Annotated in this window: 12 protein-coding genes; 4 read left to right on the top strand and 8 right to left on the bottom strand. The window is 60.3% G+C overall.

Translation table 11 applies throughout. From position 1 onward, the window contains the following. Nucleotides 1-122 precede the first annotated feature (122 nt). Nucleotides 123-1733 carry a glycerol-3-phosphate dehydrogenase gene (gene glpD / locus ACMX25_RS12150; protein ID WP_414950167.1) on the bottom strand — a complete coding sequence of 537 codons (1611 nt, stop codon included), beginning with the start codon at nt 1731-1733 and terminating at the stop codon, nt 123-125. A gap of 254 nt (nt 1734-1987) precedes the next feature. On the opposite strand from glpD, the gene ACMX25_RS12155 reads away from it, so the two are divergent. Continuing rightward, nucleotides 1988-2368 carry a hypothetical protein gene (locus tag ACMX25_RS12155; protein WP_414950169.1) on the top strand — a complete coding sequence of 127 codons (381 nt, stop codon included), beginning with the start codon at nt 1988-1990 and terminating at the stop codon, nt 2366-2368. A gap of 63 nt (nt 2369-2431) precedes the next feature. Here the strand turns inward: ACMX25_RS12155 and ACMX25_RS12160 are convergent, their stop codons facing one another. Next, nucleotides 2432-2629, bottom strand: a complete 198-nt coding sequence (locus ACMX25_RS12160) for a hypothetical protein (RefSeq protein ID WP_414950292.1) — start codon at nt 2627-2629, stop codon at nt 2432-2434. Between the two features lie 331 nt (nt 2630-2960). Further along, nucleotides 2961-3740, bottom strand: coding sequence for a DeoR/GlpR family DNA-binding transcription regulator (locus ACMX25_RS12165; RefSeq protein WP_414950171.1), 780 nt, complete (start codon nt 3738-3740; stop codon nt 2961-2963). Between the two features lie 753 nt (nt 3741-4493). Between ACMX25_RS12165 and ACMX25_RS12170 the strand changes: the two genes are divergently transcribed. Together ACMX25_RS12170 and ACMX25_RS12175 are read left to right on the top strand one after the other, a co-directional pair. After that, nucleotides 4494-5321: a ferritin-like domain-containing protein gene (locus ACMX25_RS12170; RefSeq protein ID WP_414950173.1), complete on the top strand. Its 828-nt coding sequence runs from the start codon at nt 4494-4496 to the stop codon at nt 5319-5321. Nucleotides 5322-5408: 87 nt separating this feature from the next. After that, nucleotides 5409-5924 carry a hypothetical protein gene (locus tag ACMX25_RS12175; RefSeq protein ID WP_414950174.1) on the top strand — a complete coding sequence of 172 codons (516 nt, stop codon included), beginning with the start codon at nt 5409-5411 and terminating at the stop codon, nt 5922-5924. 77 nt (nt 5925-6001) lie between these two features. Here ACMX25_RS12175 and ACMX25_RS12180 read toward each other — a convergent pair whose 3' ends face one another. The 4 genes from ACMX25_RS12180 to ACMX25_RS12195 form a co-directional block, all read right to left on the bottom strand. Then, complete coding sequence (locus ACMX25_RS12180) at nt 6002-7504, bottom strand: DEAD/DEAH box helicase (protein WP_414950176.1); 1503 nt, start codon at nt 7502-7504, stop codon at nt 6002-6004. Between the two features lie 287 nt (nt 7505-7791). Continuing rightward, the gene (gene trhA / locus ACMX25_RS12185; RefSeq protein ID WP_414950177.1) at nt 7792-8412 is read right to left on the bottom strand and encodes a PAQR family membrane homeostasis protein TrhA; all 621 of its coding nucleotides are present in this window, start codon (nt 8410-8412) and stop codon (nt 7792-7794) included. 288 nt (nt 8413-8700) lie between these two features. Further along, the gene (locus ACMX25_RS12190; RefSeq protein WP_414950179.1) at nt 8701-9999 is read right to left on the bottom strand and encodes a c-type cytochrome; all 1299 of its coding nucleotides are present in this window, start codon (nt 9997-9999) and stop codon (nt 8701-8703) included. 21 nt (nt 10000-10020) lie between these two features. Beyond that, complete coding sequence (locus ACMX25_RS12195; protein WP_414950181.1) at nt 10021-10782, bottom strand: c-type cytochrome; 762 nt, start codon at nt 10780-10782, stop codon at nt 10021-10023. A 455-nt stretch (nt 10783-11237) separates the two neighbouring features. On the opposite strand from ACMX25_RS12195, the gene ACMX25_RS12200 reads away from it, so the two are divergent. After that, nucleotides 11238-12173: a CopD family protein gene (locus ACMX25_RS12200; RefSeq protein ID WP_414950183.1), complete on the top strand. Its 936-nt coding sequence runs from the start codon at nt 11238-11240 to the stop codon at nt 12171-12173. A 23-nt stretch (nt 12174-12196) separates the two neighbouring features. Here ACMX25_RS12200 and ACMX25_RS12205 read toward each other — a convergent pair whose 3' ends face one another. Beyond that, nucleotides 12197-12502, bottom strand: a complete 306-nt coding sequence (locus ACMX25_RS12205) for a hypothetical protein (RefSeq protein ID WP_414950185.1) — start codon at nt 12500-12502, stop codon at nt 12197-12199. Nucleotides 12503-12643 lie beyond the last annotated feature (141 nt).

A 12643-nucleotide genomic window follows, 5' to 3' on the forward strand; every position in this document is an offset into this window, starting at 1 on the left:
CTCGGCGAACCGGCGCGGGAACGAGTGAAGGCAAGACTAGCATTCGCTCAACTGGCGGCAAACGAAGATATCGTCACACCGTTATGAGGTGCCGCAGGGTAGCTATTCGCGGCAACCCCTCGTTAAACGACCGTGCGAGCGGGTGCGGGTGCGGGTGCGGGTGTGGGCGGCGTGGATTGCGTGGGTGACGTCTCCCGCAGCTCGGCATCGGGTTTGCTCGACGCGAACCACGCGTCAATGCGGCGAACCACGTCTTCAAGCGATCCCGGCTCCAGATGCAGGCCGAGTTTCGAGCGGCGCCAGAGCACGTCGTCCGCACAGGTCGCCCATTCGTTGTCGCGCATGTAGCGGAGTTCGGCTTCGTAGAGGCCGGGCGCCAGGGCCTCGCCGAGGTCGGCGAGCGAGCCGGCATTGCCTAGAAGCTTCTGAGCGCGCGTTCCGTACGCCCGCGCGTAACGGTGCGCGAGTTCGCCCGGCAGCCAGCTGTTGCGTTGCTTGAACGAGCTGAGAAAAAGCGCGAAGTCGGCGTTGGCAATGTCCCCCCCCGGCAGCGGCGCGCCCTCGGTCCAGGTTTTACTCCGCGCCGGCGATTGCAGCGCTGCCCCCAGCTTGTCGACGGCTTCTTCGGCCAGCTTGCGAAACGTGGTGATCTTGCCACCGAACACCGATAACAGCGGCGCTTCGTTCGCGGGCGTGTCGAGTTCCAGCAGGTAATCGCGCGTGACGGCCGATGCGTTCTCCGCGTTTTCGTCCTCGAGCAGGCCGCGCACGCCGGCGTAGGTCCAGCAGACATCAGCCGGGCTGATGTGCTTCTTGAAGTAGCGATTGATGGAGTCGCAAAGGTACGCGGTTTCTTCCGGGCTGATCACGACTTTCGATGGATCGCCGTGATACTCGAGGTCCGTGGTTCCGATCAGCGTGTAGTCGTGCTCATACGGAATGGCGAAAATGATGCGCTTGTCCGGATTCTGGAAAATGTACGCGTGCTCGTGCTCAAAGAGGCGCCGGGTGACAATGTGGCTTCCCTTGACCAATCGCACGGTGTGGCGCGTATGCGTGTTGCTGTTGAGCGAATCCTTGAGCAGGTCGCTGACCCACGGACCAGCCGCGTTTGCGATGGAGCGCGCCCGAATCTCAAAGGTCGCGCCCTGGTTGTCGGCGAGCGCGGCATGCCAAACGCCTTCGCCGCGCCGCGCACTCACCAGACGCGTGCGCGTCTTGATGACGGCGCCGTGTTCCTGCGCATCGACGGCGTTAAGCGCGACGAGGCGAGCGTCGTCCACCCAGCCGTCGGAATAGACAAACCCACGTTTGATTGAGTCGATAAGCGGAGCGCCCGCCGGGTGCCGGCGCATTTTGATGCCCCGGGAGCCGGGCAGCAATTCGCGGCGCGCAAGGTGATCGTAGAGGAACAGGCCGGCGCGGATCATCCAGGCGGGGCGCAGGTTCGGCATGTGCGGCATCACGAAACGCAACGGCCATATGATGTGCGGCGCCGCGCGCAGCAACACTTCACGTTCCTGGAGCGCCTTGCGCACGAGCCGATATTCGCCGTATTCGAGATAACGAAGCCCGCCGTGAATGAGCTTCGTACTCGACGACGACGTGTGCGAAGCCAGGTCGTCCTTTTCGCACAGCATGACGGTGAGGCCACGGCCCGCCGCGTCCCGCGCTATACCCGTGCCGTTGACCCCGCCGCCCACCACGAGCACATCGTAAAGATTGCTTTGCATCGCTTGTCCGCCCCATGGCCACCAACGGAAAACTCCGTCGGAACACACTAATGTTCGAATTCGAAATTTAACGAACAAAAACGAAAATGTAAAGTCGTCTGAGTGGCTAACGCGCCGCTATTACTGCGTTTTGCCGGAAAAGTGCAGGTTGCGGTCGTTTTTGATCGTATTTGGGCTCATAGGCCGCTCGGTCGAGTGGCGCGAAGCTGGCCGCCGGCCGATACTGTAGGCACTGGGGATGAAGGAGTAACGCGATGCGAAAGATGTTAGTGGCGGGTGCGCTCGGCGCGCTGACGCTGGCCGGATGTATATCCGCGCCAGATGTTGCAGGATCAATGGGAGCGCCGTCCCTGGCCGCGCTCCAGTCCATGTGCGGCGGGAGCGCAGTCGATTACGGCACGGACGCGCAGGGCGTGTATACGGCGTTTCTCGATGCTTACGTGGCGCAAAAACGCGGCAAGCTACCAAAGGACCAGTTTTGCGCGTTCGAGGCGGGAATTGCGAGTCAGTATGCGGCGTTTACTGCTAGCCGTACGGCAGCAGCGCAAAGCACGTGGGCTTCGTTCTTCGCGGATCAGCGGGCGCAAGCGCTTAGTTGGCGCGCAGCCGTCGACCCGACGTTGCGCGCTGGCTAATCGGCTCGCTGTTCGGCCCACTCACGCAGCCTTGGTGGAGGCTGCGATGGCCGAAGAGCGAATCTATGAATATCGTTTGATTGCTTTGATCGTGGAGTCGCCGGAAGCCGTCAGGCTCCACAACTGGTGCCCGGAGGCGAGATTTTCCAACTGGACAAGCTGGCGCTCGAGCAGGGCGTCGAGTTCGTCGCGCACCATGTCCATCTGATGGGGGGCGTCTTGCAACAGGAGCAGCGTGGCAAATTCATGCGGACTTAGCATCGTGTTCTCCATGACGATCGAGCGGCACTTTGATCGGTCGGCGATCGGCATAAGTGCTTCGGAACGTTGTGCGAGGCTGAAACTTCGTGTCCGGCAGACGCATGACGCATAGCGTGGCTGGGGGCGCCCAAAAGCGGCGCTTCGTTGCCGGAATTTGATTGTAGGCAAGCGTCAGACGAGTGCCAAACGCTTGCGGAAAATAATGGGTTTGACTTTTTAGGGGCGCGACAGCGGTTCGGCAGACAAGCGGAATCGTAGAATTTACGTGAGGTTCCTGCCGCACTGCACACAGGCAGCGGGCCTTGGCGAAGCAAGATTTTTGGGGCAGGACCTACTCCGCCACGAATACCTGCGTGTTTGCTTCGGCGAGCGTTTGAGCCATTTCCGGTGGCGCAGGGGCATTGGTGAACAACGCGTCGATCTGGCTCAGATGACCGAGTCGGACCAGTGCCGGGCGGTTGAATTTCGAATGATCGGCGGCGAGGAACACCGTGCGGGCGTGTTTGATGATCGCTTCGGCCACGCGGACTTCGCGGGTATCGAAGTCGCGCAGTGTGCCGTCGGTTTCAATGCTCGACGCCCCAATGATCGCGAAGTCCACTTTGAACTGGCGGATGAAGTCGATAGCCAGCTCGCCCACAATACCTTTGTCCCACGGCCGCACAATGCCGCCGGTAATCAGCACCTCGCATTCGGGGTAACCGCTCATCATGCTGGCCACGTTGAGGTTGTTCGTGATCACGTGCAAGCCGCGATGCCGGTTCAGCGCCCGGGCGACTTCCTCGGTCGTCGTGCCCAGGTTGATGAAGAGGGACGCCTGATCGGGGATGTGCTGAGCGACGAGCGCGCCTATGCGACGTTTTTCGTCGTGGAACATGCGCTGACGCGCCGTGTATGAGACGTTCTCCGAACTGGTCGGCAGGCTCGCGCCACCGTGATAGCGGCGCAGGAGGTTCATGTCCGAGAGCCAGTTGACGTCGCGTCGAATGGTTTGCGGCGTGACGTCGAAATGCGTGGCCAGGTCTTCCACTGTCACGAAGCCATCGCGTTGCACCCAGTCGAGCAGCTCTTGCTGTCGTGCGTTCAAGGTGATGCGGGGATCTCGTGTCATGGCGTCGAAGAGTGCGCTTTTTTGTCTTGAGGTGGCCCGTATTGTAAGGGATAGGCCCGGCGGTCCGGCAATGCTCGATCGTCCGTCTTACCTTTGGATATCGCTATCCAATGGCATCGATGCAACCACGCCAACGAGCGTGTTACGGCTGGGGTCAGGCATCAAAAGCGACAAGTGCGTTACGAGGCATTACACCGCGTGCCACTCGCGAGCAGCTTGTAGTGAAGTTGCTCGGACATTGTCCATACGTGTACATATCCGCATGTCCAAAAGACCACTGCCTACATCGCCCGTACGGATTGCATGCTTCGCGTTCAGCGCGGCAACTCGTGAGGATGGCAAAATTGATGGTGTCGAGTCTGAACGTGGCTTGCCGGCCCGAAATCTATCTCCCGCCAAGCATATTCGATATGAAAAATCGCTCGGCTATAAGGCGCCATTAACGCCATCGCCGAATCGTTTTTCAGTGGCTTACCGAAATGTGCCCGTAAGCGCACGGGAATCGAGCGTGACGTGCGTTATCGCAACGCGCTTCAGCGCGGTACGATTTATGCTGTTTTGAGCGGTATCCGGAACTGACATGTGGTTCCAACGGTCTGTCTTCGGGCCTGCAGCTTAATTGCAACCCGGCTAAGATGCAGGCTCTAAGTCTTAACCACATGAGGACGCCGCGACTTCAAGTCATGGCGTCGCCTGATTTTCGGCCGGTTTGGCTGACGGCGCGTTCAGTACAGCTTTGGGAGCGCGATTTTTATGCACAGTGATAGTACCCACGTGATGCCCTGGCGGATCGAAGACATCGACCTGTCCCGGATCGACCGGCGTAAAGCGGCATCCAATGAACACCTTCTCTTGTTGCTTTGCGCGGCTTCGTTCATTGAGAGCGGAACCGATCTTTATACGAGCAACTTGAGCACGTATTTCAACGACGACCCTGAAGTGTCCGACTGGCTCAACAACGAGTGGGAGCCGGAAGAAATGCAGCACGGGCGCGCGTTGAAGACGTATATCCACCATGTATGGCCTGAGTTCGATTGGGACACGGCGTTCAAGAATTTCTTCGCTGAGTACTCGCTGACGTGTTCAGTCGAGGACTTCGAGAAAACGCGCGCGCTTGAAATGGTCGCGCGCTGCGTGGTTGAGACCGGGACGGCCACGCTGTATCGGGCCATTAACGAGTGCTCGGACGAACCAGTGCTCAAGCAACTCACCGACAACATCCGCACCGACGAAGTCCGCCATTACAAGCACTTCTTCCGCTTCTTCAAGAAGTACAACAAGATTGAAGGCAATGGCCGCTTCGCTGTTCTCGGCGCCTTGCTGCGCCGTGTAATGGAAATCAAGAATGAGGATTCCGAGATCGCGCTGCGCCATGTGTTTGCCATCCGCTACCCGGACCGCGCGAACGACACCGCGCACAACCGCGAGTTGGCGGCGCGGGTAAATGCGTTGGTCCGGCGCAATTTGTCGGCTGATATGTGCGTGAAGATGTTGCTCAAGCCGCTCGATCTGCCGGCCCGCATTCAGCCTAGCGTGCACTATCCGCTCGCAAAGATCACGCAGCACGTGTTCTTCCGATAGGCCAAGCCGCCGTTTGCATCGAACGGTTCGCCAAGCGTTAATCGATGGCCCGCTTTCGCGGGCCATCGTCTTTTCACGGAGATCCGCATGACCGATTCCACTGCGTCCGGCGCACCCGGTCTCGAGCACGATACGTTCGACGAATGGCCTCCGGGTTTGCGAACCTTGTTCGACGGTACATCGATAGAAACGAAAACGGGCTTCACGGCGTCGTTGCTCGCAGCCGATGAAGGCCGCGTGCGGACGTCGCTGCTGAGCGTTGGTGAACTGTTCGCGCCGGATCCGGGCACGTTGTGCTTCTCGTTGTGGCCGCAATCGCGGGCGGCGCGGTTGGTGTCGAAGACGGGCTGCGCCACACTGACTTTCGTCTTCGATGAAGCCTTTTTCCAGGTCCAGCTTCAGACGCGAATTGCGACCTTGGAGGGTGCGCCGTTCAAGTGTTTTATCGCGACGATAGAAAGCGGGGAATGGCAGAAGGTGCCTTATGCACGACTTGTGCAGGGCATTGGATTCGAGTTCGCGCAAGGGCAGGGGGACGCTGTGCTGACGCGCTGGCGAGAACAGATTGACGTGCTGAAGCGTGCGGCCAGTGCCGCTGCCTGAAACAAAAAACACAAAAAAGCGGAGCCGAGGCTCCGCTTTTTTATCGAGTGCGATGAGGGACGCCTCCCTCGCGCTACTTAACGCCCGCGTTGTCCAGTGCGGGGTGTATCGCGCCGGCCTGCACCGCCGCTGCCTTCAGTGCGCGGTTTGCCGCCGAGCAAAGCAGCGCCAGCCGGCCGTGAGCCTTCTGGTTTGCGCGGCGCACTGCCATTGCCACCGGTTTTCGCCGCAACGGGTTTCGGCGAGCGCGAACCGTAGCCGCCACCATTACCGCCATTGCCGCCATTGCCGCCGCCGTTCCCAGCCGGCTTGGCCGAAGATGACGACCGTCCGCCGCCGTTCGATTGCTTCGGCGCACCTTGACGCGGCGCACCTTGACCTTGGCGTGCACCGCCGCCGCCTTGGCCGCGTCGGAGAATCGGTTCCGGCTTCTGCGTCAGATCCGGTTCAAAACCTGCGATAACTTCCTGCGGAATCGGCCGCTTGATCAGGCGTTCGATGTCTTTGAGCAACTGATGTTCATCGACACAAACCAGCGACAGCGCCTCACCCGTTGCACCTGCACGACCCGTACGGCCGATCCGGTGAACATAATCCTCCGGCACATTCGGCAGATCGAAGTTGACCACATGCGGCAACTGGTCGATGTCGATACCGCGCGCCGCAATATCCGTGGCTACCAGCACCTGCAGCGTGTTGTCCTTGAACTCGGCCAAAGCACGCGTACGCGCCGACTGGCTCTTGTTGCCGTGAATGGCCAGCGCGCTGATCCCGTCCTTCGTCAACTGCTCGGCGAGCCGGTTCGCGCCATGCTTCGTACGCGTGAAGACCAGCACCTGGAACCAGTTGTTCTTTTGAATCAGATGCGTGAGCAACTCGCGCTTCTTGTCACGATCGACGGGGTGAATCTTCTGCGCGATCGCTTCAACGGTCGAATTCCGACGCGCCACTTCGATCAACGCCGGGCGATCGAGCAGGCTATCCGCAAGCGTCTTGATTTCTTCCGAGAACGTAGCCGAGAACAGCAGGTTCTGGCGCTTCGGCGGCAACTTGGCGAGCACGCGCTTGATGTCGTGGATAAAGCCCATGTCGAGCATACGATCGGCTTCGTCGAGCACGAGAATTTCGAGCTTCGACAAGTCGATGGTCTTCTGCTGCATGTGATCGAGCAATCGGCCGGGCGTTGCCACGACGATATCCACACCGCGACGCAATGCATCGATTTGGGGATTGATGCCCACGCCGCCGAACATCACCGTCGATTTCAGTTTCAGATACTTACCGTAGCCGCGCACGCTTTCTTCCACCTGGGCGGCGAGTTCGCGCGTAGGCGTGAGGATCAGCGCGCGGACCGGGCGCTTGGCGCCTGCCAAAGGCGCGGGAGCTTCGGACAAACGTTGCAGGATAGGCAGCGTAAAACCGGCCGTCTTGCCCGTGCCTGTTTGGGCGCCGGCGAGCAGGTCACCGCCGTTCAGCACAGCCGGAATGGCCTGCAACTGGATGGGGGTTGGAATGGTGTAGCCGAGTTCGTTGACAGCGCGAAGCAGGGGTTCGGACAAGCCGAGGGAATCAAAAGACATAAGTATTCACAGATTCGGTATGACGACCGGCGCTTTTCGCTTAAAGCCCCAAAGGGCTCTGAAGCCCCAAAAAAAGGCGGCTCGCACAACGAGGTGCGTGCGTACGACGATCGAGGAAATCGGGCGGCATGACGTTCGGGGCGCTTGCTCAAAACGAAAGCTACGAGCGCCGGGAAAGTTGCCGCGAAGATCAACGCGCTATCAAGACACGCTGACTGGCGTTAAGTTGCATTTGAAACGCCGTAAAACGCTTCGCGTCAGGCATTAGGTGCCGTTTCAAGGCAGGCTCACGCTACGTAGCGTGCAATGCTGACGAATTGACACAAGCTGCCGCCCAACACGAACAGGTGCCAGATGCCATGTCCATGCCGGATGCGCTCGTCGTTGATGAAAAAGTAAATGCCGGCGCTGTAGATCAAACCGCCGGCCAGCAGCCACGCCGTGCCGGCGGGCGGTAGTGCCGAAACGAGAGGACGGATGGCTACGAGCGCGAGCCAGCCCATCATCACGTAAATCACCATCGACACGCTGCGGGTTCGACGCCCGAGCGTGAGTTCCTGAACAATGCCGAGAGCGGCGAGCCCCCAGCTTACCCCGAATAACGACCAGCCCCATGGGCCGCGAAGCGTAACAAGCGTGAACGGTGTGTAACTTCCTGCGATCAGCAAGTAAATGGCCGAATGATCGCATTTCTGCAATACCGCCTTGGCCCGTGGACTGCGGACCCAGTGGTACAGCGTAGAGATTGTGTACAGCACGAGCAGCATGGCGCCGTACACCGCAAAACTGACGATCTTGTACGGGTCGCGTTCCATCGCGGCCATGGTGACGAGCGTTGCAAGCCCAGCCAACGACAGCACCGTGCCGACGAGATGGGTAACGCTGTTGAACCGTTCACCTAAGTACATCGACCATCCTTATCGCGGTATTGCGATCCTGTCTGAAATGCCGCGCTTTTCTGCTTTAAAAAGTGTGAGACCGAAGCTGGGTAATCTGCCAAATGAGCCGAGAACTGAGCCCTCAAACGCACCCGGGCATTTTACCGCTCCGAGTTCCGTCTGGCCTGACTACCCGCGTTCCACTTATTCGTGCTCAAAAAAGAAGAAGGGCGCCGCCCCGGTTTCGAGGCCTGCGCCCTGCTTGCGCCTTTCCGCGTATTTTACGCTACCTGCGGAAAACCCTTCTTTAAACAGTTATCAGTCGAGCGGAGCCGAACGCAAGTTGCTGACCTGTTGCGGCGATACCGGCGTACCGTGGTTGCCCCAAGACATCCGAATGTACGTCACCACTGCAGCCACTTCCGTATCCGACAGCGATTGAGCGAACGGCGGCATGCCATACGGATGCGGGTTGCCTTCCGTGCTCGGCGGATAACCGCCATTGAGCACCATGCGGATCGGGTTCACGGCCGACTGCATCTGGATGGACTGGTTCGTGGCAAGCGGCGGGTAGGCCGGCGGTTTGCCGAGACCATTTTCCGCGTGGCACTTCGCGCAGTTTTCCGTGTAGATCTTCTTGCCCTGTTGCAGCAATTCCGAACCAAACTGAGCCGATGTTTCGAACTGCATCGTTTCCGGCGCTTCGCCCTTTTGCGGGATCGACTTCAGGAACGTCGACATGGCGTTGATATCCGCGTCCGTCATGTACTGCAAGCTGTTGTGAACCACTTCGGCCATCGGGCCAAACACGGCGCCGCGCTGGGACACACCGGTTTTCAGCAGGTCGTTGATGTCCTTGATGTCCCAGTCGCCAAGTCCGGCTTCCTTGTTCGACGTCAGCGACGGTGCGTACCAGTTCTGCAGCGGGATCAGACCGCCGCCGAAGGCTGCCGAGCTGACCGGGCCGCCGAGCGGGTTGATCGATGTATGGCACATGCTGCAATGGCCAAGCCCTTCGATCAGGTAAGCACCGCGGTTCCACTCAACCGACTTGGTGGGATCCGGCTTGAATTCGCCTTCGCTGAAGAACAGCACGCGCCAGCCAATCAGCATGTTGCGCTGGTTGAACGGGAAGCGCAGTTCGTGCGGACGGCTGGCCACATTGACCGGGGGCACCGAGCGCATGTACGCGAACATGGCGTCCGAGTCGGCGCGCGTGACCTTGGTATAAGCCGTGAACGGCATGGCCGGGTACAGCAGGCTGCCGTCTTTCGAGCGGCCGAGGTGGATCGACCGGTAGAAATCGTCCGATGTCCATTTGCCAATGCCGTACTGGTCGTCCGGCGTGATGTTCGGCGTGTAGAGCGTGCCGAACGGCGTGAGCATGGGCAGGCCGCCGGCAAACGTCTTGCCGCCGCGAACCGTGTGGCAGGCAATACAGTCACCGGCGCGCGCCAGATATTCACCGCGTTTGATCAACTCGGTCTGGTCGGCGGGCACGGCCGCAACGGCGCCGCCCGAATGGAAGGTGTTGCCACCCGACCAGAGTGCGGCTGCGGCTGCGGCGGCCGTGATGACAACAACAGCCGAAAGTGCGAACAGGGACTTGCGTTTCATATTCTTCTCGCTCCTCGCGCCTTATTGCGGTTCGCTGCCGCAGGCGAGCGGCGTTTTGCGCGAGCCTGCAGGCGCGGGTACCGGATTAGCCGGTGCGGTTTGCGTGGACAGCCAGGCGGCGACAGCAGTCACGTCGTCGTCGGTCAGGCGGGTGGCGATCTGTTGCATGCAGTCAGGTGCTTTCGCGTGACGCGAGCCCGCACGCCAGGCGCCAAGTTGCGCGCTGATGTAGTCGGAGTGCAATCCTACGAGACCCGGAATAGCCGGTTGCATACCCGTCAGGTTCGTGCCGTGGCACGCCGCGCAGGCGGGAATGTTGCGTCCGGCATCGCCGTTCAGAACGATCTGCTGGCCTTTCGACAACGTTGATGCCGACACAGTCGGCTTGGCCGGCTGCGGATACGGCGGACGCTGTTCCGAGAAATACGTGGCGATCTGATGAAGGTAGTCGTCGGAGAGATACGTGACGAGGTAGTTCATTGGCGGATACTTCCGGCGGCCTTCGCGGAAGTTCTCCAACTGGTTGTAGATGTAGTCAGCCGGCTTGCCGGCAAGCCGCGGGAAATAGTCGTTGTCCGTGCCTTCGCCGTGGACGCCGTGACATGCCGTGCAACCCTGGACACGCGCTGCCATGGTGTCCGGCGCCATTGGCTGGGCGGCGGCTGTAGCGGGCGCCGGGGCTTCTGCTGCGCCGGCAATGCTGGCTGTGCCGATCAGCGCCAGAGCCATTAGCGGGGCGAGCAACGGACGGAAAATGCGTCTTGAAGACACGCGACACTCCATGAATTTCGAGGACCTGCCGAGCTTCGTTCGGCCCGGTGCGAATATGTGGTGAACCATTGCCACATTGGCTCTGCGAGCCCCTGATGCGACGCGGCATTCTATCATCGTTGCCTGATGGTGACTATTTGTGCCTTGGCCTGTTGCACCGCACTTTCAACGTGTACGCGACAATTTGACGCGCGACCGATCGACAGAGGTTTTTGGCTATGGGTGACGTCTAATAGTCGATGTGCCGAACAAAGTATCGACGAGATTTGTTGGGTTTGGGGGCGGTTTTGTGTGGCTCGGATGTCTCTAGGCCCTGGTGCATTCCATGTGCCCGTTCCGCTAGACTCGCGTTCCTGGGGTTTGTTTTTGTTTCTTGTTTTGTTCCTTCTTCGGCCCTTCATCGAACCTTCAATGCATTCCTTGCTTGTTTTCACTTTCGGCCTGGATCACGTCGTTCAGGCGTATTCATGAGCGACGATCCGCTGTGGTTCGCTCAAGTCCTCATTGCCGCGCTCGCCGACATCGCGTTTGCCTGCGCGCTTGGTGGGGCGTTCCTGAGCGTGTGGTTATCGAAGGAAAACGCGGCTGCGCCCGTTTCACCCGCGCGTCTCGGCTGGGTCAGGGCGCGTCGGCTGAGCACGGGCGGCGCTGTCGTGCTCGCGGTGGCGGACCTCGTGCTGGTCTGTTTGCAGGCGGCATCGATGAGCGGCGCGCCTCTCTTTCAAGCCTTCGATGCCGTCGTCACCGTGGTGACCGGCACGCACGCCGGCATGGGCTGGGCGATCGCGTTCGCCGGCAGCGTGTTGATGGTATTGGCTTCGGTTTTGAGTACGCCGAAAGGCGGTCCGCGCATTGGCGTGTTCGCGGTTGGCGCACTGGTGGCGGCGGCCGGCAAGGCGTCGATAGGCCATGCCGCCGATGCCGGCGCCTTTTCTCTAGCTGAAGGCGTGCAGACGGTCCATCTGCTGGCGACGGCCGTGTGGGGCGGGTTGGTTATCGCGAGTGCATGGCGGGTGTTGCCGGCGCTTGGGACATCGCTTGCGCGGGCCTCGTTGATACGACTTGCCGGGAAGGTTTCCACGGCAGCGGTCGTTGCCGTATCGCTGGTGATCCTTACCGGGATTTACAACGCGTGGCGGGGGCTGGGCGGATCGGTCCAAGCGCTCGAAACAAGCGGGTGGGGCCACGCGCTGGTCGTGAAGGGTGTATTTATTGCGACGGCATTGTTGCTTGGCGCCATAAACCGATGGTCCGTCATGCCGCGATTGCAGCGCACTGCATCGACAGTCGATGCGCGCACATTCACGGGCGTCATGCGGATGGAGGCGTTGCTGATTGTTGCGGTGTTTGTCGCGGCCGCCGTGCTGTCGCACAGCGTGCCGGGTTTTTCTGCGATGGCGTAGCTGGAGTTACAAAACGCCGATAGTCACTCGTAGCCCAGTCTGTGACTCACGATGGGTGCGCAGAACAATGCCAGCGCGCAGCCAATCGCCTTGCCCTGCAACTCGATGAACGCCCGGTGCGACATGGGCGACGACAAGATGACGTCGAGGAGTTGCGGCAGGCAAAACAGCACGGCAGCGCCGATAAAGCAGCGCGTCACCGTCGACATGCGCCAGCTGTGCTGCGCGCCCACGGCGGCACAGATCACCCGCAGCACGCCGAACAGCACCAACGCGCCGACGGCCATCTGCGTGCGGACGAATTCATCTGGAAGGGTGTAGTAATACATGCTGGGCTCACTAGCTTGGTCGTTGCGCTCTTCCCGGGCGCTGGGTCGAAACAAACACACTTACGCCAGATAATGCAAGACGCGGGCCAGGCGTCTCACCTTCGGCAAACCCTTCCGGCACATGAGTTTAGTGCGCCGTGA

Source organism: Caballeronia eucalypticola (assembly GCF_047608185.1).
Lineage (GTDB): Bacteria > Pseudomonadota > Gammaproteobacteria > Burkholderiales > Burkholderiaceae > Caballeronia.